We start from the raw sequence: 22796 nt of genomic DNA, 5'->3' as shown, positions 1-22796 counted from the left end.
GTAAGGGGTGGAAAAATGTATACTTTAAAAACAGAGCATAGTTTTGATAGTGCGCACTTTCTTTCAGGATATAGTGGAAAGTGTTCAAATATTCATGGTCATAGATGGAAGGTTGAAGTTGTAATAAAATCAGAAAAATTAGTTAAAGAGGGTCAATTAAAAGGTATGATAGTAGACTTTTCTGATTTAAAAAGAGATGTAAAAAAGATGGTGGACTATTATGATCACTCTTTAATAATTGAAAATGGAACTATGAGAGAAAAAACTTTAAATTGTTTAATTGAAGATGGATTTAAAATAATTAATGTGGATTTTAGACCTACAGCAGAAAACTTCTCTTATAGTTTTTTAAAAGATATGAAAAATAAAGGATATGATGTAAAGCGGGTTTCTGTATATGAAACTCCAAATAATTGTGCTACTTATGAATGCTAAAAACAATTTAGGCAAATTCTTTAATGGGTAAATGAATTTTCTTAAAAAAAGCATAGATATAGTGATAAAAATAATATAACAAAAAGTTGGTGTTAAATAGGTGAATTTTAAAGTAGTTGAGAAATTTGTAAGTATAAATGGAGAAGGAAATCTCTCTGGAGAATTAGCTGTATTTATAAGATTTAAAGGATGTAATTTAGATTGTAGTTATTGTGATACAAAATGGGCAAATGACAAATCCGCAGAATATGAAGTTATGACTTCAAATCAAATATATGATTTTATAAAAGAAACAAAAGTAAAAAATGTTACATTAACAGGGGGAGAACCATTACTTCAAAAAGGAATAGATGATCTTTTAAAATTGTTATCTAGTGATGAAAATTTAAGTCTAGAAATAGAGACAAATGGAAGTGTTAATTTAAAGGAGTTTAAAAGCATAAAGGATTCTATTAAGTTTACTATGGATTATAAATTGCCTTCTAGTAATATGGAAGACAAAATGGATTTGTCAAACTTTGATTATTTAAATAGGAATGATGTAGTCAAATTTGTAGTAGGTAGCATTGAGGATTTAGATAAAACTAAAAAAATAATAGATAAGTATAATTTGACTTTTAAAACTAATGTTTATATAAGTCCTGTTTTTGAAAAAATAGAGTTAAATAAAATCGTAGATTACATGAAAGACAATAACATGAATAAAGTTAAATTTCAAATACAAATTCATAAAATAATATGGTCTAAAGATAAAAGGGGTGTGTAAAATGAATAGAGAAAAAGCAATAGTAGTATTTAGTGGAGGACAAGATAGTACAACTTGTTTGTTTTGGGCTAAAAAAAGATTTAAGGAAGTTATAGCAGTATCTTTTAATTATAATCAAAAACATAAGTTAGAACTTGAATGTGCAAAGGAAATATGTAAAAAATATAATGTAGAGCACCATATTTTAGATTTAGGATTATTAAATCAATTAGCTCCTAATTCTTTAACTAGAGTTGATATTAAAGTTGACAAAGATAGTCCTAAAGATTCACTTCCTAATTCTTTTGTTGATGGAAGGAATATGTTGTTTTTAACTTTTGTGGGAGTATTTGCAAAGCAAAGAGGAATAAATAATATTATAACTGGTGTATCTCAAAGTGATTTTAGTGGGTATCCTGATTGTAGAGATGTTTTTATAAGATCTCTTAATACAACATTAGACTTAGCTATGGATTATGAATTTGTTATACATACTCCTCTTATGTGGATAGATAAAGCAGAAACATGGAAATTAGCTTACGATTTAGGTGTTTTAGATGTAGTAAAAAAAGAAACATTAACATGTTATAACGGAATAAAAGGAGATGGATGCAGAGAATGTCCAGCTTGTAAACTTAGAAATAGAGGATATAAAATTTTTGAAGAAAAGTATTTAAAATAGCTATGTTGTATTGTGATTTTAATATTTGATTTAAAATGTTAGATTTTAATATAAAATAAATTTATATAGATATTTGTTTTTGATATAAATATATAAAGTAATAACCTCACAATTTAAATTAATTGTGAGGTTTTATGAGTAGTAGAGTATTTATATAAATGAAAATACATTAGCAAGGATAAGGTTTATTTATTTAAATTTTTATAATAGTTACCAAGTTTATCGGCAGTTAAAATAGCTGCAGATACATCTTCAGGACTAACTTCAAATGGCATGTTGTGAATAGTTTCACCTTCTGCACAAGAAGCTTTAGAAACTTCTAAAAGATCCTTTTCTTTTAGTTCAGTAATACCCATGTCTTTTAAAGTAGTAGGAAGTCCCATATTTAAGCAGAAGTTTATAACTTCTTCGATTTCTTCTAAAGGACTATTTTCAAGAACTAATTGAACTATTGTTCCAAAGGCTACTTTTTCGCCATGATATAAATTATGACATTCTTCAAGAATTGTAAATCCATTATGTATTGCATGAGCAGCTGCAAGACCACAGCTTTCAAAGCCTATTCCACTTAAATAAGTATTTGCTTCTATAATATTTTCTAAAGCTTTAGTAGAAATTTTATTTTCTACAGAAAGTTTAGCTTTAAGCCCATCTTTAAGTAAAGTTTCATAGCAAAGTTTTGCTAAGGCAAAGGCAGCTTTAGTAGCAGTTCCACCAGCTATAGTTGAAGCTTTGGAATTTACACAAGCTCTTGCTTCAAAATATGTAGCTAAAGCATCACCCATACCAGCTATTAAAAGTCTTGCTGGAGCTTTAGATACTATTGAAGTATCTACAAGTACTACTTCAGGATTTTTAGGTAAAAGTAAATATTTATCGAAAGCACCCTTATCTGTGTATATAACTGATAGTGCGCTACAAGGAGCATCAGTAGATGCTATAGTTGGGATTATTACTACTGGGGTATTAGAGTAATAAGCTACAGCTTTTGCTGTATCAAATATTTTACCACCGCCAATACCTATGACAACATCACAATCGTTAGATTTTAGGCAATCTTTAAGACGGTCTATTTCAATTTGTGAACATTCTCCATTAAATGCTTCAAAAACTAATTTACAATTAGACTTTGAAAAACTTTTTTCAATTGTAGATTTAGTTCTTTTTATTCCATTACTACTAGCTATGATTAAGAACTTAGTACCAAGGGTTTTAACGCATTCATATAGATTGTTTAATTCATTATTACCTTGGATGTATTTATTAGGGGAAATAATAATTTGAGACATAAGATCAACTCCCTTATATTTGTAATGATTGTTAAAAAAATAACTATAACCAATTATAACACTAAAAAAATAATTTTAAAACTAAAAAAATTCATAAAGTTTAGAACTTTTATTAGTCTTAATAAGTGTGTTATTTATTTAGTATTTGTTAATGAAGATATAATTATAATGAAAAACTAGTAGAAATAAATTTATTTCTACTAGTTTTGTTATTAATCTACTTTAAATTGATTTACTTTATCTTTTAATTTTTCAGAAGAATCATCTGTATTAGAAGCCTGTTCTTGAACTTCTTTACTAGAAGCTAACATTTGTTCAGAAGATGCAGAAATTTCTTCTGCATATGCAGAGACTTCTTCTGCTACAGAAGATATATTTTCAATTTTTTCTATTATTGTTTCTTTAGATTCATTTACTTCACCAAAGAAAATGTGAGTTTTTTCTATAAGTGGTGCTACGTCTTCTACTGAAGAAACAATATTAGAAAAAGAATCTAAGGTATTATTTACTAAAGAAGTTTGGTTATCTAATAGTTCTTGAACATTTTTGTTTGTTTCTATAACTTCAGAACTTTCTTTAGATATTGATTTTATAAGATCAATAATTTCTTCAGATGAATTTCCTGATTGTTCAGCAAGTTTTCTTATTTCTTCAGCTACTACTGCAAATCCTTTACCATTTTCTCCAGCTCGTGCAGCTTCTATTGCGGCATTTAAAGCTAGAAGATTTGTTTGTTTTGCAATATTATTTATTGAATCGGATATATCATGAACTTTAGAAAAAGTATTTGTTAAATTAAAAGCTCTATCAGAAACAAGTTCAAAAGAAGATTTTATCTCATTTATAGAGGTATTAATTATATCTATTTTTTCTTTACCTTCTTCTACATATTTTTTAGTAGTTAAACTTTTTTCATTTACATTACTAATCATTTCTTTTACTGAATCCATTTTATCAGTAAAAGTTGAAAGTGAATTAGATACGGTCATAAGATCTTCTGCTTGGTGAGAAGAGCCTTCAGCAACTTCTTGGATAGCATTAGCAACTTCATTTGCAGAATTAGTCATTTCAGTTGCAGCATTAGAAAGAAAAGAAGCGCTTTTTTCAACTTCATTTGAAGTAGATTTTACAGATATAAAAGAATCTCTTAGATTTTTTAAAGTAGAGTTTAGTTTAGCGGTCATAATGCCAAGCTCATCTTTTCTTTTTACATTTGTTTTTACTGTTAAATCACCTTTAGAAATATTAGAAAGAGATTTAGAGATTTTATTAATAGGAGTAGAAAGATTTTTACTAAAAAGTAAAGAAAAAATTGTACAAGCTATAGAAACTATTATAAATATAGCTAACACTAACTTAAAGACCTTGGAGAATATAGCTGTGAGTTCAGATGTGGGAACAGTAGCAACAAATATCCAATTTAAATCTTTATTTTTAACATAACACATTAATTTTTTTTCACCATCAAAAGTATACTCAGAAGTTCCATTTGGTGAATTTAAAACTTCTTTACTTATATCAATCTTTAAAAAGGAATCTTTTAATAATTTATCAGAATCATTATGCATTAACATTTTCCCATTTTCATTTAAAACATATACATAACCAGTGTTGCATATTTTTATAGGATTGATACATTTTTTTGATAGTTTGTTTAAGGAGATATCTATAAGAACAGATGCTTCAATATTATTTGCTTTGTCCAATATAGGAATGGCTAAAGTAAATATAGAATCTTTTGAAGAAGTGCTCTTTTCACCTTTAGATATAGATATCTTTTTTGTTTGTGTCATCTTATTTATATAGTCAGCGTTTAAAATTTTATTTTCACTATTTCCTTTTGTATCTATCAAAATCTTATTGGACTTGTCCAATAATTTTATATTATTATATTCACTTAATATATTTATTTTATTCGAAAAATAATTTTTTGCTTCTAGTTTGGATTTTTCATCAGATTTATTAGAATTTACATTTTTAACATAGTTTATAACTCGTTTATTTAATATTATATCTTCACTGGACTTATTTATTGTAGAAATAGTATTGTAAATAGTTTTTTCAGCTAAATTGGTTTGATTTTCTAAAATAATTTTTCCGTTATCAAAAGCTTTATTTCTTAGAAATACTAGTGTTATAAAACCTGCTAGTAGTATGGGGATAAGAGATATAGATAAAAATAAACTTAAAAATTTTGACTTTAGTTTCATAAAATCCCCTCCTTGTTGTTAATGGGGCAATAGTGTGATAAAATTTATAATTGTATATAAGCTATAAATTTTAGTTAATTTTACACTAAATATAATACTATATAGTATATTTTATGAAATAGTAGGTATATAGGTGAAAAATATTTGAACTTAAGTTTTTTAATTTGTTAAGGAGGGGTTTTTTATGAAGAAAGTTGAAAGCTTTCAATTAGATCATAGAAAAGTTAAGGCACCATTTGTTAGAAAATGCTGTACACTAGAAGGATCAAAAGGAGATAAGGTTTCAAAATATGATTTAAGATTTATGCAACCTAATAAAGAAGCTATTCCTACAGCAGCATTACATGGAATTGAACATCTTCTTGCAGGATTCTTAAGAGAGCATATAGATGGAATAATAGATATATCCCCTATGGGATGCAGAACAGGGTTTTATTTATCTGTATGGGGAGAAAAAGATACAAAAGAGATCAGAGATGGATTAGAAGCTGCATTAAAACAGGTATTAGAAGCTAAAGAAATTCCAGCAGCTAATGATCTTCAATGTGGAAATTATAGAGATTTATCTTTATTTGGAGCTAAAGAATATGCTAAATATGTTTTAGACAAAGGTTTTAGCTTAAAAATATATGGTGAAGAATAAAAAGAAGATAAGTTTTTATTAAATATAAAATTTATTAAATTAAATAAATTAAATAAATTAAATAAATAGCCAGTGACAGGATAGTATATTTTGAAAAACAATTGATTGTTTTCTAAAATATACTATTTTTTATTGTTTAGTAGTATATATAATTTTGATAAATATATATTTTTTTTATAAGTAAATAAACTATATATAAGATTAATTAAGTATATTTATAGGTTGTTAATTTAATAAAGAATAGCATTTCTTATATATTTAGAGAATCATATTATTTTGAAAACGTTAATAATATTTAAAGAGAAATATAACTGAATATTTTTAATATTATAATTTTACAAAAAAGGATAAAAAGCTATTGAATATTAGCGAAAAATGGTGTATAAATAGTGTATGAATAAAACTGACTAGTCAGTACAAAAATCTGCTGAAAAAATAAAACTAAAGAAAGGAAAGAGGTTGATACTTTATGAAAACATTAAAAATGGCTAAAAAACAGCTTAAAGATATGTTTTCTAATAAAATTAAAAGCTTAGCTATGATAGCTATAGTAATAATACCTATCTTATACAGCTTTTTTTATTTAAAAGCCTATTGGGATCCCTATAATAACTTATCACAATATAGAGTTGCTGTAGTTAATAAGGATTCAGGAGCCATATTAGAAGACAAAAGAGAAAATTATGGTAAAGATGTAGTGGACGAGCTTAAAGATAATAGTGATATAGGATTCGAATTTGTTTCTGAAAGTGAAGCTAAAAAGGGAATGGATAAGGATGAATATTTTGCAGAGTTTATAATACCTGAAAATTTTTCTAGTAAGGTAGCTACTGCAAAAGATGGCAGGGCCCTAAAAGCTGAAATAAAATATATATCTAATGATAAAAAGAACTATATAGGATCTAAAATATCTGACAATATTAAAAGTGAAATTAAATCAAATATTCAAAAAAGTATTTCAGAAAATTACGGGAAAATAGCTATTGAAAGTATATATAAAACTAAAGATGGTCTTAAAGATGCAAAAGATGGAACAAAAGAATTGTTAGATGGAGAAAAAGATTTAGCAAAAGGTGCTGGAGATTTAAAGAACGGTCTAGGAGAGTTAAATGATAAAGTGCCAGAGTTATCAGAAAAAATTCCACTATTAGTTTCTGGATCAAGTCAAGTAACAAATGGACTTGGAGAGCTAAATGGTAAATTACCAGCTTTAACAAATGGAATGCCTCAATTGGTTTCTGGATCAAATCAAGTAACCAGTGGATTAGGAGAATTAAATAATAAATTACCAGTTCTAACAAGTGGAATGCCTAGATTAGTTTCAGGCTCAAATCAAGTTACAAAAGGATTAGTGGATTTAAATAGTAAGTTACCGGCATTGACTAATGGTATGCCAAAATTAGTTAACGGTTCAGAAGGTTTGTCTAGTGGAATTAGTGAGTTTAAATCTAAAGCTATGGATCCATTAGTTGATAAGACAGATGAATTTCAAGGTGGACTAGATAAACTTAAAAATCAATCAGGTGGTTTGATTGAGGATGTTAATAATTTGAAAGATGGAGCAAATAACTTAGCATCAGCATCTAAAAGTGTTTCAAATGGTGTAGATGAGTTGATTAACTCAATGAAAACTAGTCAAGATGCTATGAAACAAGCGGTATTAAAATATGCTTCAAATCCAACACCAGAATCTTTAAAAGAATTACAACAAACTCTAAGTTATATAGAAAGACAGTCTAATAGCAAAGAGAATCAGGAAAAATTAAATAGACTTAAACTTGGAGCTAGTGGAGTTTCAAATGGTATTGAAAAGATGGCTAGCGAGCTAAATAACAAGTCTAGTGAAATGGATGGCTTTAAAAGTCAGATAGGAAAGTTATATGCTGGAGGTATGGAGTATACTAATGGCGTAAAACAAGCAGCCTCTAAATTCAATGGTATACAACAAGGTGCAATTGATTTAAATCAAGGATTAAATCAAGCAGGATCACAAATACCAGCATTAGCAAGTGGAGCAGCAAAGCTATATAATGGATCAAGTCAGGTAACTGATGGATTAAATCAAGCAGGATCACAAATACCAGCATTAGCAAGTGGAGCAGCAAAGCTATATGATGGATCAAGTAAAGTAACTGATGGATTAAATCAAGCAGGCTCACAAATACCAGCATTAGCAAGTGGAGCAGCAAAGCTTTATGATGGATCAAGTAAAGTAACTGATGGATTAAATCAAGCAGGCTCACAAATACCAGCATTGGCAACTGGAGTAAATAAACTATATGATGGTTCAGGAAAATTAAAAGACGGATTAGGTACAGCTTACGATGGTACTAAAGAATTAAAAGATGGATTAGATGATGGATATAAAGAAATAAATGATAAGATGCAAACTAATAGTGATGATCTTGGAAACTTTATTGGAGAACCAGTAAAAATGGTTAAAACAGCGATGAATCCAGTAGATAATTATGGAACAGGATTAGCACCGTATTTCTTACCGATATCAGTTTGGATTGGAGCAGTATTTATATTCTTAATAGTTAAGAATAAGAAAAATGATCTTGAAGAATTTAACAACGTACAGTTTGTATTTGGTAAATACTTATCTTGTTTACTTATAGGATTAGTACAAGCATGTGTACTTGGAATAGTAACTTTAGCTATGGGTATAAAGCCGACCCATCCAGGTATGCTTATGACTTTACTTGTAGTTATGTCAATATCTTTTGTTTCAATATTATATTGTTTAACTAATTTAGGAGGACTTCTTGGAGAATCAATAGCAATAGTGTTATTAATATTACAACTTTGCTCAGATTCTGGAACTTTTCCAAAGGAAACTTTACCAGCATTTTTCCAAGGAATAAATCCAATATTACCATTCACATATGCGGTAGAAGGATTAAGAGAATCAATATCTGCAGTAAACATGAATATGAATTTATTCTCTAAGGACTTAATATTTATATTGTTATTTGGATTAGGGGCTATGGTTATTAATATAGCATTAAGCAAAAAATCTGAAGCAGTAGTGGATGCCTTAGAAGAAAATTTAGCAGCATAAAATAAATATAAAAACATATAGTAGTTGATTTTTATATCATTTACTATATGTTTTTTATTTTGTAAAGTTATAAAATTATAGTTTTTATATTTAAATCTTTTTAAATTACATAGGGTGTAAAATATTTAAATAAACTTAAAAAAGCCATTTAATTAAATGAAACGCTAACTTCCTTAAAAATTTTTTCAAAGTCATCTTTAGAATCATTCCATTTAAGTCTAGTTTGAACAGTTCCTAAAGTGTCTGCATTAGCTCTTCCTATTATTCTTTGAGATCCTAATAGTTCGTAGTTTGAATCGTTATTTATATCTATTGGATAGAGTTCTCCAAGACCGGATATTGAAGCCTCTATAGGTTTTATTAATTTGCCATTTTCATCATATATATCTTTTAAGTATTCTTTATCTTTGTAGCTTATATCTATGGTTACTTTTTTATTAGTCATATCATCTATAATATCTACCAGATAGTTATCTTTGTATTTCCCAGAGAATAAACTGTTTTGATTAAATTTTTCAAAATCGAATATAGTTTTAGGTATATTATTTAAGAAAGATATTACATAATAAAAGCCAAATCCACCACTACCTCCAGAGAATATACTTACAAATATATCGTCAACTTTGTCATTGTTAAAGTCACCTAAAAATAGTTTAGGGCTATATCCAGCATTAAATTTTAGAGGTATTTCTGTTTTTAAGTTTGTGCAAGGGTTTGTAATTAATATTCTTATGTTGTCTATAAATATATCCTCAGGTTTTTCTTTTGTACCTATAAGATCTACTCGTTCTAATAATTTATCTCCATTAACATCAGCCATTTTGGAATCTATAATGTAAGTAGTTTGTTTTTGAACTTTTTCATCAGGAACTCTAAAAAACATAACTAATCTCCTATAATAATTACTCTGGTTATATAATATGAATTATTACATAAATTGATGAATGATTATTAAAAAATAGTATAGTTATAAGGATATAGCTTTATTAATTCATATAAAAGATTTAAAATAATGTTAAAGGAATATTAAGATAAATAACAAGTTAAATATTAAATGTATATTGTGTTAAATCTAATGAGATGGATAATCTATAGTTTTGCTAATATATTGTAAGAAAAAAGTGAATTGAAGGAAATTAAGAAAAAGACTAGTTATTTATTTAAATGTGACTAAAGGGGGAATAAAAAATGAAAATGAGAAAAAAAATAGGAGTTATACTTAGCTTGTTTTTAAGTATAATGGTTTTAGGAGCATGTAGTTCTAAGACTGCCCAAAAAGAAAATAAGGAAAGTAGTGAAAAGAAAACAGTTAAAGTTTGTGTTCCTGATGGAGTGCCATCTCTTTCTATTGCTAAAATGATAAAAGAAAACCCATCAATAGATAAAAATATTCAAATAAAGTATGAAGTAGAAAAAACACCAGATATATTAGCATCAAAGGTTTTAAAAAAAGAAGCAGATATTGCTATAGTACCTTCTAATCTTTCTGCTCAAGCTTATAATAAGAATTTGCCTTATAAATTAGCAGCTACATCTGGATTTGGTTCTTTTTTTCTAGTAAGTAGTGAAAAATTTGAGAATTTTAATGATCTTAAAGGAAAAGAAATATATAGTATGGGAAAAGGATTAACTCCTGATATAGTATTTAAAAATATATTAAATAAAAACAACATAAATCCAGATAAAGACGTAAATATAAAGTATTTAAATGCTGCAACAGAGCTTGCTCCTGCATTTATTTCTGGGAAAGCTAAGATAGCTATAATACCGGAGCCTATGCTTAGCAAGGTTCTTATGAAGAAAAAAGATAGTAAGATATCTTTTGATTTAAATAAAGAATGGATGAAGATAAATAATAATAAATTAGGATATCCTCAATCTAGTTTAATAGTAAAGAAGGAACTTTTAGATAATAATAAAGATTTTATAAATGGTTTCTTAGATAAGTATAAAGATAGTGTTAATTGGGCAAATAATAAACCAGAAGATTTATCAAAATATGCAAAGGAATTAAAACTTAATATAAAAGATGATAAAATAATAAAAAACGCTATTAAAAGAGCTAATATGAAGTATACTAATATAAATGATTCTAAAAAGGAGTATAAAGATTATTTTAAAGTTTTAGCGGAATCTAACCCTAAATCAATAGGAGGAAAAATTCCAGATGAAGGTTTGTATATGGAAAAATAAAAGTGGAAAGCATTTAGCTTTATCATATATTTTTTTATTTGTATTATGGTGTTTCCTTTATAAAATTGTAAATAGTGAAGTTATTATTCCTTCACCTAAGAATACAATAATGAATTTATTATATATAATAAAAGAAAAAGATTTTATTTTTGTTATAGGATTTACTATATTAAGAAGCTTTAAAAGCTTCTTAATTTCTGTATTTATTGCATTAATAATTGGAATTCTATCTAGTTTATCAAAGACTATTTATAATATTATAATACCATTTTTAAATTTTTTAAAAGCAGTGCCTACAATAGCTATCATAATTTTAGTTTTAATATGGATAGATAGCGAGAATGCTCCTATATTAATAGGATTTATAGTTATATTTCCTATAGCCTATGAAAATATATTATTATCAATAAAGAATATAGATAGAAAGATTTTAGATATGGCAAAAATATATAAAGTTAGGACATTTACTATAGTGAAAGAGATATACATACCTACTATATTTTATAATTTGAACTCAATTTTAGGATCAATAATTGGACTTAATTTAAAAGTAGTTATAGCTGGAGAAGTCCTTGGACAGCCTAAATTTTCTATAGGGACTTGTCTCCAACAAGAGAAAATGAATCTTAATACTGCAGGATTATTTGCATGGATAGTTATAATAGTAATCTTATCTGTTATTTTACAGTGGCTAATTAAATATTTGTATAAAAAATTTATAGATAAAAGTGAGATTTATAATGTATAAGGTTAAAAATTTGTGTAAAGCATATGGGAATCTAAAAGTGTTAGATAACTTTAATTTAGAATTTACTGAAAATAAAATAACATCTATATTGGGTCCGTCAGGATGTGGTAAAACTACTCTTCTTAATATAATTACTGGATTAATAAAAGAATATAGAGGGGAAGTTATAGGATTTAAAGGGGAAGATATAAGTTTTGTATTTCAAGAAGATAGATTAATAGAATGGAAAACTATATATAAAAATATAGAATTTGTATTGAAAGATAAAATTCATGATAAAAGATATAGAGATGAAATAATTTTAAAATCTTTAGATATAGTAAATATGTTAGAATACAAAAACTATTATCCTGGTCAGTTAAGTGGTGGAATGAGGCAAAGAGTAGCAATAGCTAGGGCTTTGGTATGTAACAGCCCTTTAATTATAATGGATGAACCTTTTAAATCCTTAGATGTAAAATCAAAAAGTGATATAATACATAATATTTTAAAAAAGAAAGATAGTATAAAGAACAAAACAATAATACTTGTTACTCACGATATAGAAGAAGCTTTGGAGTTATCAGATTATATAGTTATTTTGAAATCTAAGCCTACAAAGGTTAAAAAAATAATAAGGTCTAAAGATTATAATGATAAAAATGGACTTAAAGAAGAGGTAGCTCGAAAGATAGATTAGTATTTAGTATAATTATTGTTTATTTATTTAAATCTATGCAAATTCACTTTTTAATATTAGTAATAAAAATAGGTAGAGAGCTTTTAATTAAGCTCTTTTTTATTTTTTAAAAATTATTGTATAAATTTTTCATTTATAAAAATACTAATGTTGATAGTTTGTTTATAAAGTTATTTAAAATACTACATTAAAAGTTTGGAAAAAATTTGATAAATGAATAATCTTAAAATAATATTGCAAAATTTAAAATTTTCAGGTATAATTTTAACAAATGTTAATGCAGTTTACAATTAGCGCGCGCAGGCTAAATCTTGCAAATCTAGTATTTTTTAAATGACATATATAAAATCGCTAAGAGTTACATAACTTTTCAAAATGAATAAACAAACACAAAACCTTTCAATTGTAGAAACGTTTTCAATAAATGTATATAAAGCTAAGGGGGCTATAAAATTGAAAAGAAAAATAGTGGCGTTATTGACCACTGCAGTTATTTCTACCACGTTAATTTTTACAGGATGTGGCGGGCAAAAAAAATCTACTACAGGAGGATCAGAGGGTAAGACTTTAGTTTATGGTCAAGGTGCTGATCCTAGGGGATTAGATCCAGCATATGTAGATGATGGAGAATCTTCAAAAGTTATATGTAATGTTTATGAAGGACTTTTAAGATATAAAAAAGGTTCTACAGAATTAGAACCAGCATTAGCTACTAAGTGGAATGTAAGTGATGATGGAAAAGAATATACTTTTGATTTGCGTAAAGATGTAAAATTCCATGATGGAACTCCATTTAATGCAGATGCAGTAGTATATAATATTGAAAGACAAATACCTCCTAAAGTTAAGAAAGATATGCCTTATGCAGGTTTTACTTACGGAGATGTAAAAAAAGTAGAAAAATTAGATGATCTTAAAGTAAAGGTAACATTAAAAGAAGCAAGTACGCCATTTTTAGCAAATTTAGCTATGTCCCTTGCAGCTCCTATGGTAAGTCCAACAGCAGCTAAAAAACATGATGGTAACTTAAATCAAAATCCTGTTGGAACAGGTCCATTTAAATTTGTAGAATGGAAAAAAGGTCAGTCAATAACATTAGAAAGAAATGAAGATTATTGGGATGGAAAAGCAAAATCTGCAAAAGTAGTTTTTAAATTTACAAAAGAAAATTCAGTACGTGCAAGTGAACTTATGACAGGATCAGCAGATATAATAGATGGAATAGATCCTAATGATGTTAAAAAACTTAAAGATAGTAAAATGAAGATATTTGAAGAAAAAGGTATGAATATAAACTATATGGCATTTAATGCATCAAGAGCTCCGTTTAATGATTCTAAATTAAGAGAAGCTATTAGCTATGCCATAAACAAACCAGAATTAGTTAAACACTTATATCAAGGATATGCAGATGAAGCTAAAGCTCCAATGCCAGATTTCATACCAGGATATAATGATAAATTAACTAATCATGAGTATAATCCAGAAAAAGCTAAACAACTATTAAAAGAAGCTGGAAAAGAAAATATGGAACTTAAAATGATAACTTACTCAAATCCAAGACCATATAACTCAGTAGGTGGTCAAAAATTAGCAGAGGCAGTTCAAAACTATCTTGCTAAAATAGGTGTAAAAGCTAAAATTGATGTGTATCCTTGGAAAGAATATAAAACAAAAGTACAACAAGGAGAAGGAGACTTACTTTTCTATGGATGGATTGGAGATAATGGAGATGCAGATAACTTCTTATCTTTATTAGATACAAAAGAAATAGAATCTAGCTTAAATGCTGCTAAATATAGTAATAAAGAAGTAGATGATTTACTTTCTAAAGCTAGAAAAACTCCTAATGGAAAAGAAAGAGAAGATTTATATAAGAAAGTTCAAGAAAAAGTTATGGCAGATTCTGCTTGGTATCCAGTTTCACATGCTAAGAGTATGGCTGCATATTCACCAAAAGTTAAAAACTTTGAATTGCATCCAACAGGAAATGCATATTTAAAAGATGTGGAAAAAGAATAAGACAATATGACTTATGCCCCGTTTTTTTAAAAGCGGGGTTTGTTTTTGAAAAACATAACTAGGAGGTAAAAAAATATATGTTAAAGTACACTTTAAAAAGGCTACTTTTATTATTGCCTGTAATTTTTGGCGTTTCAGTACTTGTATTTTTAGTAATGCACGTATTTACAACAGATCCTGCCTCTATTATACTAGGTCAACATGCAACTGCAGAGCAAGTTAATACATTACGTATTGAGTTAGGATTAGACAAGCCATTATATATTCAATATTTTGCTTTTATTGGAGGGGTATTAAAAGGAAATTTTGGAGATTCTCTTATAACTAAAGCACCAGTTACACAAGAGATTTTATCTAGATTTCCAGCTACAATTGAACTTGCTATTACTGCAATTATTATTGCCTCTGTTGTAGGGGTTACTATTGGAATTATATCAGCGGTAAAACAAAATTCTATAGTTGACTATATAAGTATGTTTATTGGATTAATAGGAGTTTCTATGCCAATATTTTGGTTAGGATTGGTTCTTATAGTAGTATTTGGTGTTCAACTTCATTGGCTTCCAGTATCAGGTAGGATAAGCGTTGGTATGGAACCAACTCATATTACAGGAATGTATATTTTAGATAGTATATTAACTGGAAATATGGCAGCTCTAAAAGATTCTATTCAGCATTTAGCACTTCCTGCCATAGCATTAGCTTCTTATTCTACTGCTATAATTGCTCGTATGACTAGATCTACTATGCTTGAAATAATAAAACAAGATTATATAAGAACTGCTAGAGCAAAAGGATTGTTTGAAAAAGTAGTTGTATTAAAACATGCTTTAAGAAATGCATTAATACCAGTAACTACAGTAATAGGGCTACAATTAGGAGCTCTTTTAGGTGGAGCGGTTTTAACAGAAACAGTATTTGCATGGCCAGGAATAGGTAGTTATACAGTAGATGCTATATTAAAATCAGATTATCCTGTAGTTCAAGGATCTGTAATGATGCTTGCTACTATATTTGTATTAGTAAACTTAATTGTAGATTTATTATATGCATATTTAGATCCAAGAATAAAATATTCTTAATTTTTTAGCAAAGGAGAAATAGAATGGAAGGAAATTTAAAAGAGTATACTAAAACGGAAAGCAAGAGGAAAAAAGCTTTTAAGAATTTTTTAGATATATTTCTTAAAAATAAAGCTGCACTTATAGGGCTTATAATAATAATTTTATTAATTTTTGTAGCAATCTTCGGCAAATTTATAATGCCTCATGATCCTTATATAGGAGATTTATCTAAAAGTTTACAATCACCTTCATCATCTTATTTGTTAGGTACAGATGAGCAAGGTAGAGATATATTAAGTAGAATTATAGATGGTACAAGAATATCTCTAAGAGTTGGTATTACTTCAGTTTCTATAGCTTTAAGTGTAGGAATAATTATTGGTTCTTTTGCAGGATATTATGGTGGAAAAATCGATATGTTCTTAATGAGAATAATGGATATAATACTAGCATTTCCATCATTACTTTTAGCAATAGCTTTTATGAGTGCTTTAGGAAAAGGTATTGATAAGGCAGTAATTGCAATAACTATTGTAACTATACCTGAGTATGCAAGAATAGTTAGAAGTTGTATATTATCTGTAAAAGAAAGTGAGTATGTGCAAGCTGCTAGAGTTATAGGAAATGGAGACTTAAGTATAATATTTAAACACATATTGCCGAATATTTTATCTCCAATAATAGTACGTGCTACTTTAGGTGTATCAACTGCTATATTAGAAACATCTGCTTTGGGATTTTTAGGACTAGGTGTACAACCACCACTTGCAGAGTGGGGAAGTATGCTTGGAGCAGGAAGACAGTATTTTTATAATGCAGCCCATATAGTTTTATTTCCAGGACTTGCAATAACAATTACTGTACTTGCTTTTAACTTATTTGGTGACGGATTAAGAGATGCACTAGATCCGAAAAATAGAAAATAGAGGTGAATTTATTATGTTACTTGAAGTTAAAAATCTTAAAACTCAGTTTAAAACAAAAGAGGGAATAGTTAATGCTGTAAACGGAGTAGATTTTAGTATAGATAAAGGTGAAGTAGTAGCTGTAGTTGGAGAATCTGGTAGTGGTAAAAGTGTTACTTCTTTATCTATTATGAGGCTTATACCTAGTCCCCCAGGAAAAATTGTAGATGGAGAGATAAAATTTAAAGGTGAAGATTTACTAAATAAAACTAAAAGGCAAATGCAAGACATAAGGGGAAATGAAATTTCTATGATATTCCAAGAACCTATGACATCTTTAAATCCTGTTTATACTGTAGGGAAGCAAATTACTGAAACAATATTAAGACATGAAAATGTAACTAAGGAAGAAGCTAAAAAAAGAGCTATAGAAATGTTAGAACTTGTTGGTATACCTTCTCCAAAGGAAAGAATAAAGGATTACCCACATCAAATGAGTGGTGGTATGAGACAACGTATTATGATTGCTATGTCTCTTGTATGTAACCCAGAACTTTTAATTGCAGATGAACCTACAACAGCTTTAGATGTTACAATACAAGCACAAATATTAGATTTAATATTAAAGTTAAAAGAAAAGTTAGGAACAGCAATCCTTCTTATAACTCATGACTTAGGGGTAGTGGCTGAAGTGGCAGATAGAGTAGTTGTAATGTATTGTGGTAAAGTAGTAGAAACTGGTACAGTAAACGAAATATTTGAAAATCCTATGCATCCTTACACTCAAGGATTATTAAAATCAATACCAAAAGTAGATGAGCAGCAAGAGTCTTTATTTATGATACCAGGAATGGTTCCAAATCCATTAGATATGCCAAAAGGATGTGCCTTTAGTACTAGATGTGATAAATGTATTGATAGATGCACAGAGAGTGCTCCACCTTTATTAGTGCAAAATGGAAGAGATGTTAGATGTTTTTTGTATGATAAGGAAGGGAGAAGTGAAAGTTAGTGAAAGAATTGATGAAAGTAAGAAATTTAAAAAAATATTTTCCTATTAAATCGGGGTTTTTTGGTAATGCACAAAGCTATGTAAAAGCAGTAGATGATGTTAGTTTTGATATATATGAAGGTGAGACTTTAGGATTAGTTGGAGAGTCTGGATGTGGTAAATCTACTACAGGAAGAATGCTTGTTAGTTTATTAGATCCGACAGAAGGTGAAATACTTTTCAATGGAGAAAATGTACAAAATATTAAAAAGAAAAGTAGAAAGGAATTAAGTAAAAATATACAGATAATATTCCAAGATCCATATGCTTCATTAAATCCTAGAATGTCAGTAAAAGATATAATAGCAGAACCTATGAAAATAAATAACATTGCAAGAGGGGCAGAACTTGATAAAAGAGTAGATAGACTTTTGAATTATGTTGGTCTTGCAAGTTATCATAAAGATAGATATCCTCATGAATTTAGTGGAGGTCAAAGGCAAAGAGTTGGAATTGCAAGAGCAATTTCTGTTAATCCTAAACTTATAGTATGTGATGAACCAGTATCAGCACTTGATGTATCAATACAAGCTCAGGTATTAAATTTACTTAATGATCTTCAAAAAGAATTTAATTTGACATATCTTTTTATAGCTCATGGACTTAATGTAGTAAAGCATATAAGTAATAGAGTAGGAGTTATGTATTTAGGGAAAATAGTTGAAATAGGTACAGATAAAGAACTTTATAATAATCCAAAGCATCCTTATACTAAGGCACTACTTTCAGCTATACCTATACCAGATCCTACAAAGAAAAAAGAAAGAATAATACTAAGAGGGGATGTACCAAGTCCAATTAATCCTCCATCTGGTTGTAGATTTCATACTAGATGTTCAGAGTGTATGGATATTTGTAAAAAAGAAAGACCTAAAATGATAACTTTAGAAGATGGACATAAAGTGGCATGTCACTTATATAATAATGGATAATTTAATATTATTAAAAAGGCCGTTGATGAATTTAATTTATCAATAGCCTTTTTTAATCTTATTATAAATATATTTGATTTATTGGTGAAAGAATATGAATGAATTTATAATTTATATGAATGAATTTGAAATATTATAAATGAAAATGATTGAATTTTATGAGGGTAATATATATAATAGGTATATAAGAAGGGGATGAACAAAAATGATTACTGGAAAAAGGCATGAAATTATACTTAGCTTATTGAAAGATTATGGAGTAGTCAATTTAAGTGAATTTGTAAAAGCTACAGAAAGTTCTGAATCAACAATAAGGAGAGATTTAACTTGCCTTGAAGAAAAAAATTTACTAAAAAGAGTCCATGGAGGGGCTACTTTGATAAATAGTAAAATTAAAGAACTAAGTGACATAGAAAAAGTAGATAAAAATAGAATTGAGAAAATTCTTATTGCAAAATATGCTGCAACATTAGTAAAGGATGGAGAATGTATTTTTTTAGATGCAGGAACAACTACTTTAAATCTTATTAAACATATAAAAAGTAAGAATGTAATAGTAGTTACTAATGGTTTAACCCATATTAATGCATTGATTTCTGAAGGAATAAATGCATATATGTTAGGTGGCAAAGTAAAAGAAAGTACAAAAGCAGTAATAGGAACGTCAGCTATAGAACAATTGAAAGATTTTAGATTTGATAAATGTTTTATGGGAAGTAATGGAGTACATTTGAAATTTGGATGTACTACACCAGATCCAGAAGAAGCGGTGTTAAAAAAACAGGTAATCAAACTTTCAAGGGAATCATTTGTTGTAGCGGATTATAGTAAATTTGGAGAAGTAAGCTTTATGAAGTTTGCAAATTTAGATGAAGTACAACTTGTAACAAATTATAATGAGGAAAATTTACAAGAATATAAAGATAAAACTATTGTAAAGGTTGTGGAATAAACAAATGATATATACAGTAACTTTAAATCCATCAATAGATTATGTTATTGAAGTTGAAGATTTTATTTTAGATAAAGTTAATAGAATAGGAAAAGATGATAAATTTGCTGGAGGAAAAGGAATAAATGTATCTAGAGTTTTAAGTAACTTAAATATACATAGTAAAGCATTAGGTTTTATAGGTGGGTTTACAGGAGAATTTATAAAGAATTCTTTAGATGCTACTGAAAATATAGAAACAAGTTTTATTAATGTTTCAGAAGATACTAGAATAAATGTAAAAATTAAATCTAAAGAAGAGACAGAAATAAATGGTCAGGGACCGGTAATATGTAATGCTAGTTTGCAAAAATTTTATTCCAAGTTAGAATGTTTAGAAAGTGATGATGTTTTAGTTTTATCTGGTAATGTTCAAAAGTCAATACCTAATGATATATATGCCAGTATAATAAGAAAATATAAGGCTAAAGGTATTAAAATAGTTGTAGATACAACGGGGGAATCTTTACTTTCATCTATAAAAGAAAAACCCTTTTTAATTAAACCGAACAAACATGAATTGGAAGAAATATTTGATACAAAGTTAACTAATTTAAAAGAAATAATTTTCTACGGAAAGAAACTTATTAAAATGGGCTGTGAAAATTTAATAATTTCTATGGCAGGGGAAGGCGCGCTTTTTATAAATAATAAAGCAGTATATTTAGGCAAAGTTCCAAAGGGAGAAGTTAAAAATTCAGTAGGAGCTGGAGATTCTATGGTAGCAGGATTTATAGCTGAATATTTAAAAACTAGGGATTTTTATAATGCATTTAAATTTGCAATAGCTACAGGAAGTGCTACTGCTTTTTCAAAAGATTTATGTACTAAAGATAAAGCCTATGAATTATTATCTTTAATTGAAGTAATAAAAATTAGTTAAGACTATGTATTTTCATAAGGAACCTTTCTATTTATAAGATTAAAATAAATAAGCTTTTAAAAGAAAGGAGATAAACAATTGAGAATAACAGAACTTATAACTAAAGAAACTATAATTATTAATTTAACTTCAAAAAATAAAAAGGAAGTAATAGAAGAGCTAGCAAGTAAACTGAATAAAGCTGGAAAGTTAAAGGATAAAGAAGATTATATAAAAGAAATATGGAAACGAGAAAGAAAATCCTCTACAGGGATAGGTAATGGAATAGCTATTCCTCATGCAAAGACAGTAGCCGTTAAAGAACCTTCAATAGCTTTTGGGTATTCTAAAGAAGGTATTGAATATAATTCATTAGATGGAGAGAAAGCACATTTGTTTTTTATGATAGCAGCAAGCGAGAAAGCTAATGAAGAGCATTTAGAAACATTATCTAAGTTATCTACGTTTTTAATGGACAAACAGTTTATAAGAAATATAGAAAGTGCTAAAGAAAAAAATGAAATTATATCAATAATAGATTCAAAAGAAAAAGAAAAAGATGAAAAAACTGAAAATAAAAATAGAGGAAAAGATACTATATTAGCAGTAACAGCATGTCCAACTGGTATAGCACATACTTATATGGCAGCAGATGCTTTAAGTAATACTGCAAAGAATATGGGAATTGAAATAAAGGTTGAAACTAACGGTTCAACAGGAATAAAAAATAAATTGACAGAAGAAGAAATAAAAAATGCTAAAACAATTATAGTAGCTGCAGATAAAAAAGTAGAAATGTCTAGATTTAATAATAAAAAAGTTATACAAGTTCCAGTAGCTAAAGCTATTAAATCCCCTAAAGAATTAATAAATAATGCAATAAAAGGAGAAGGAAATACTTATATATACGAAGGAGAATTAAATAAATTTACTTCTAATAAAAAAGAAAGAACAGGATTTTATAAGCATTTAATGAATGGGGTTTCTAATATGCTTCCCTTTGTAGTAGGTGGAGGGATACTTATTGCAATTTCTTTCTTATTTGGTATTCATTCATCAGAGCCTAAGGATCCGTCTTTTAATGCTTTTGCTAAGCTTTTAAATGATATAGGTGGTGGAAATGCTTTTTATTTAATGATACCAGTGTTAGCAGGATTTATTGGGATGAGTGTAGCAGATAGGCCAGGATTTGCACCAGCTATGGTAGGTGGACTTATTGCATATACTGAAAAAGCTGGTTTTTTAGGTGGATTAATTGCTGGATTTTTAGGTGGGTATACAGTAATTTTGTTAAAAAAAGTATTTTCAAAATTACCGGATTCATTAGAAGGTTTAAAACCAGTATTGTTATATCCTTTGTTTGGAATATTTATAACAGGGGCAATAATGTTTTATTTTATAGTTAGTCCATGTAAGTCATTAAACACTTTTCTTGTTAGTTGGCTTGGATCGATGGGAACTACTAATAAAGTATTATTGGGATTAATATTAGGTGGAATGATGGCTATAGATATGGGTGGGCCTATAAATAAAGCAGCATATACTTTTGGTATAGCTATGATAAGCTCAGGTAAATACGGTCCTCATGCAGCAATAATGGCTGGAGGAATGGTTCCTCCCCTTGGAATTGCTCTTGCAACAACATTTTTTAGAAATAAGTTTACTAAACAAGAAAAAGATTCAGGAAAAGTGTGCTATATAATGGGTCTATCTTTTATAACAGAAGGAGCAATACCTTTTGCAGCAGCAGATCCTATAAGAGTAATACCTTCTTGTGTAGTAGGTTCAGCAGTAGCAGGTGCTTTGTCTATGATATTTAATATAGGGCTTCCAGCACCACATGGTGGATTATTTGTTATACCAGTAGTTGAAGGAAGTTCAATAATGTATCTAATATCTATAATAATAGGATCTATAATTACAGCTATATTGTTAGGAATTTTAAAAAAACCATTAAATCAAAAAATAGATGGTAACTATGAGAAGATAGATAATAATTATAAAAAGGTAGATAATAACTGTTAAATAATAAATAACAATAGTGAAAAGACAAATAACAATTATAAAATAATAATCAAGGGTAGAATTTTGTTTTATAAAATTCTTAAAATAAAAATAAGATAATATGGATAAATTTATTTTTATATAAATTATTTATATTATCTTATTTTTTTACTTGATCTGATTGCTTATTTTTAAAATTGCTATAATATATTGTAGCAATTTAATTTTATTAGAAAAACTTATTTTAAAAGTAAATACGCTTTATTAGCAAAAATCA

General features: G+C 27.8%; 19 protein-coding genes. 16 read left to right on the top strand and 3 right to left on the bottom strand.

The window, feature by feature from the left end:
* Window positions 1-15 precede the first annotated feature (15 nt).
* From queD to queC, 3 genes are all read left to right on the top strand, one after another.
* On the top strand, window positions 16-435 hold the full coding sequence (gene queD / locus ABDZ71_RS17635) for a 6-carboxytetrahydropterin synthase QueD (RefSeq protein WP_343763808.1): 420 nt from the start codon (window positions 16-18) through the stop codon (window positions 433-435).
* A 100-nt stretch (window positions 436-535) separates the two neighbouring features.
* Window positions 536-1201 carry a putative 7-carboxy-7-deazaguanine synthase QueE gene (gene queE, locus ABDZ71_RS17630; RefSeq protein WP_343763806.1) on the top strand — a complete coding sequence of 222 codons (666 nt, stop codon included), beginning with the start codon at window positions 536-538 and terminating at the stop codon, window positions 1199-1201.
* Between the two features lies 1 nt (window position 1202).
* Entirely contained in the window at window positions 1203-1862 is a 660-nt protein-coding gene (gene queC, locus ABDZ71_RS17625; RefSeq protein WP_343763805.1) for a 7-cyano-7-deazaguanine synthase QueC, read from the top strand.
* Window positions 1863-2047: 185 nt separating this feature from the next.
* On the opposite strand, the gene ABDZ71_RS17620 is transcribed toward queC, so the two are convergent.
* Together ABDZ71_RS17620 and ABDZ71_RS17615 are read right to left on the bottom strand one after the other, a co-directional pair.
* Window positions 2048-3151: a glycerol dehydrogenase gene (locus ABDZ71_RS17620; RefSeq protein WP_343763803.1), complete on the bottom strand. Its 1104-nt coding sequence runs from the start codon at window positions 3149-3151 to the stop codon at window positions 2048-2050.
* A 212-nt stretch (window positions 3152-3363) separates the two neighbouring features.
* Window positions 3364-5361: a methyl-accepting chemotaxis protein gene (locus tag ABDZ71_RS17615; protein ID WP_343763802.1), complete on the bottom strand. Its 1998-nt coding sequence runs from the start codon at window positions 5359-5361 to the stop codon at window positions 3364-3366.
* Window positions 5362-5545: 184 nt separating this feature from the next.
* On the opposite strand from ABDZ71_RS17615, the gene ABDZ71_RS17610 reads away from it, so the two are divergent.
* Together ABDZ71_RS17610 and ABDZ71_RS17605 are read left to right on the top strand one after the other, a co-directional pair.
* Complete coding sequence (locus ABDZ71_RS17610; protein WP_343763800.1) at window positions 5546-6004, top strand: S-ribosylhomocysteine lyase; 459 nt, start codon at window positions 5546-5548, stop codon at window positions 6002-6004.
* A gap of 469 nt (window positions 6005-6473) precedes the next feature.
* A complete protein-coding gene (locus tag ABDZ71_RS17605; protein ID WP_343763798.1) occupies window positions 6474-9068 on the top strand; it encodes a YhgE/Pip family protein in 2595 nt (864 codons plus the stop codon).
* A gap of 148 nt (window positions 9069-9216) precedes the next feature.
* Here the strand turns inward: ABDZ71_RS17605 and ABDZ71_RS17600 are convergent, their stop codons facing one another.
* Window positions 9217-9951, bottom strand: coding sequence for a VCBS repeat-containing protein (locus tag ABDZ71_RS17600; RefSeq protein WP_343763797.1), 735 nt, complete (start codon window positions 9949-9951; stop codon window positions 9217-9219).
* A 305-nt stretch (window positions 9952-10256) separates the two neighbouring features.
* Here ABDZ71_RS17600 and ABDZ71_RS17595 point away from each other — a divergent pair, with 305 nt between their 5' ends.
* The 11 genes from ABDZ71_RS17595 (at window position 10257) to ABDZ71_RS17545 (ending at window position 22540) form a co-directional block, all read left to right on the top strand.
* Complete coding sequence (locus ABDZ71_RS17595; protein ID WP_343763795.1) at window positions 10257-11261, top strand: ABC transporter substrate-binding protein; 1005 nt, start codon at window positions 10257-10259, stop codon at window positions 11259-11261.
* The gene (locus ABDZ71_RS17590; protein WP_343763793.1) at window positions 11236-12009 is read left to right on the top strand and encodes an ABC transporter permease; all 774 of its coding nucleotides are present in this window, start codon (window positions 11236-11238) and stop codon (window positions 12007-12009) included. Before ABDZ71_RS17595 ends, ABDZ71_RS17590 begins: the two co-directional genes overlap by 26 nt.
* The gene (locus ABDZ71_RS17585) at window positions 12002-12688 is read left to right on the top strand and encodes an ABC transporter ATP-binding protein (protein ID WP_343763791.1); all 687 of its coding nucleotides are present in this window, start codon (window positions 12002-12004) and stop codon (window positions 12686-12688) included. The genes ABDZ71_RS17590 and ABDZ71_RS17585 overlap by 8 nt, the downstream gene beginning before the upstream one ends.
* 453 nt (window positions 12689-13141) lie before the next feature.
* Window positions 13142-14710, top strand: a complete 1569-nt coding sequence (locus ABDZ71_RS17580; protein WP_343763789.1) for an ABC transporter substrate-binding protein — start codon at window positions 13142-13144, stop codon at window positions 14708-14710.
* 77 nt (window positions 14711-14787) lie between these two features.
* Complete coding sequence (locus tag ABDZ71_RS17575) at window positions 14788-15792, top strand: ABC transporter permease (RefSeq protein WP_343763787.1); 1005 nt, start codon at window positions 14788-14790, stop codon at window positions 15790-15792.
* Window positions 15793-15815: 23 nt separating this feature from the next.
* Window positions 15816-16700 carry a nickel transporter permease gene (gene nikC, locus ABDZ71_RS17570; protein ID WP_343763785.1) on the top strand — a complete coding sequence of 295 codons (885 nt, stop codon included), beginning with the start codon at window positions 15816-15818 and terminating at the stop codon, window positions 16698-16700.
* A 13-nt stretch (window positions 16701-16713) separates the two neighbouring features.
* Complete coding sequence (locus ABDZ71_RS17565; RefSeq protein WP_343763784.1) at window positions 16714-17691, top strand: ABC transporter ATP-binding protein; 978 nt, start codon at window positions 16714-16716, stop codon at window positions 17689-17691.
* Window positions 17691-18662 carry an ABC transporter ATP-binding protein gene (locus ABDZ71_RS17560; RefSeq protein WP_343763782.1) on the top strand — a complete coding sequence of 324 codons (972 nt, stop codon included), beginning with the start codon at window positions 17691-17693 and terminating at the stop codon, window positions 18660-18662. Before ABDZ71_RS17565 ends, ABDZ71_RS17560 begins: the two co-directional genes overlap by 1 nt.
* Before the next feature lie 205 nt (window positions 18663-18867).
* The gene (locus ABDZ71_RS17555) at window positions 18868-19614 is read left to right on the top strand and encodes a DeoR/GlpR family DNA-binding transcription regulator (protein ID WP_343763780.1); all 747 of its coding nucleotides are present in this window, start codon (window positions 18868-18870) and stop codon (window positions 19612-19614) included.
* Between the two features lie 4 nt (window positions 19615-19618).
* Entirely contained in the window at window positions 19619-20536 is a 918-nt protein-coding gene (pfkB, locus tag ABDZ71_RS17550) for a 1-phosphofructokinase (RefSeq protein WP_343763779.1), read from the top strand.
* A 78-nt stretch (window positions 20537-20614) separates the two neighbouring features.
* Complete coding sequence (locus tag ABDZ71_RS17545) at window positions 20615-22540, top strand: PTS fructose transporter subunit IIABC (RefSeq protein WP_343763777.1); 1926 nt, start codon at window positions 20615-20617, stop codon at window positions 22538-22540.
* Window positions 22541-22796: the final 256 nt, after the last annotated feature.

The organism is Clostridium oceanicum, assembly GCF_039521385.1.
Lineage (GTDB): Bacteria > Bacillota > Clostridia > Clostridiales > Clostridiaceae > Clostridium_F > Clostridium_F oceanicum.
This window is presented reverse-complemented; position numbering and strand designations above follow the sequence as displayed.

What these genes read in the sequence shown, in the direction of transcription:
- nikC (WP_343763785.1), top strand. Translation starts at nt 15,816, where the DNA reads ATGGAAGGAAATTTAAAAGAGTATACTAAAACGGAAAGCAAGAGGAAA.
- ABDZ71_RS17595 (WP_343763795.1), top strand. Translation starts at nt 10,257, where the DNA reads ATGAAAATGAGAAAAAAAATAGGAGTTATACTTAGCTTGTTTTTAAGT.
- queC (WP_343763805.1), top strand. Translation starts at nt 1,203, where the DNA reads ATGAATAGAGAAAAAGCAATAGTAGTATTTAGTGGAGGACAAGATAGT.
- ABDZ71_RS17585 (WP_343763791.1), top strand. Translation starts at nt 12,002, where the DNA reads ATGTATAAGGTTAAAAATTTGTGTAAAGCATATGGGAATCTAAAAGTG.
- ABDZ71_RS17610 (WP_343763800.1), top strand. Translation starts at nt 5,546, where the DNA reads ATGAAGAAAGTTGAAAGCTTTCAATTAGATCATAGAAAAGTTAAGGCA.
- queD (WP_343763808.1), top strand. Translation starts at nt 16, where the DNA reads ATGTATACTTTAAAAACAGAGCATAGTTTTGATAGTGCGCACTTTCTT.
- ABDZ71_RS17575 (WP_343763787.1), top strand. Translation starts at nt 14,788, where the DNA reads ATGTTAAAGTACACTTTAAAAAGGCTACTTTTATTATTGCCTGTAATT.
- pfkB (WP_343763779.1), top strand. Translation starts at nt 19,619, where the DNA reads ATGATATATACAGTAACTTTAAATCCATCAATAGATTATGTTATTGAA.
- ABDZ71_RS17600 (WP_343763797.1), bottom strand. Translation starts at nt 9,951, where the DNA reads ATGTTTTTTAGAGTTCCTGATGAAAAAGTTCAAAAACAAACTACTTAC.
- ABDZ71_RS17565 (WP_343763784.1), top strand. Translation starts at nt 16,714, where the DNA reads ATGTTACTTGAAGTTAAAAATCTTAAAACTCAGTTTAAAACAAAAGAG.
- ABDZ71_RS17620 (WP_343763803.1), bottom strand. Translation starts at nt 3,151, where the DNA reads ATGTCTCAAATTATTATTTCCCCTAATAAATACATCCAAGGTAATAAT.
- ABDZ71_RS17615 (WP_343763802.1), bottom strand. Translation starts at nt 5,361, where the DNA reads ATGAAACTAAAGTCAAAATTTTTAAGTTTATTTTTATCTATATCTCTT.
- ABDZ71_RS17555 (WP_343763780.1), top strand. Translation starts at nt 18,868, where the DNA reads ATGATTACTGGAAAAAGGCATGAAATTATACTTAGCTTATTGAAAGAT.
- ABDZ71_RS17605 (WP_343763798.1), top strand. Translation starts at nt 6,474, where the DNA reads ATGAAAACATTAAAAATGGCTAAAAAACAGCTTAAAGATATGTTTTCT.
- ABDZ71_RS17590 (WP_343763793.1), top strand. Translation starts at nt 11,236, where the DNA reads ATGAAGGTTTGTATATGGAAAAATAAAAGTGGAAAGCATTTAGCTTTA.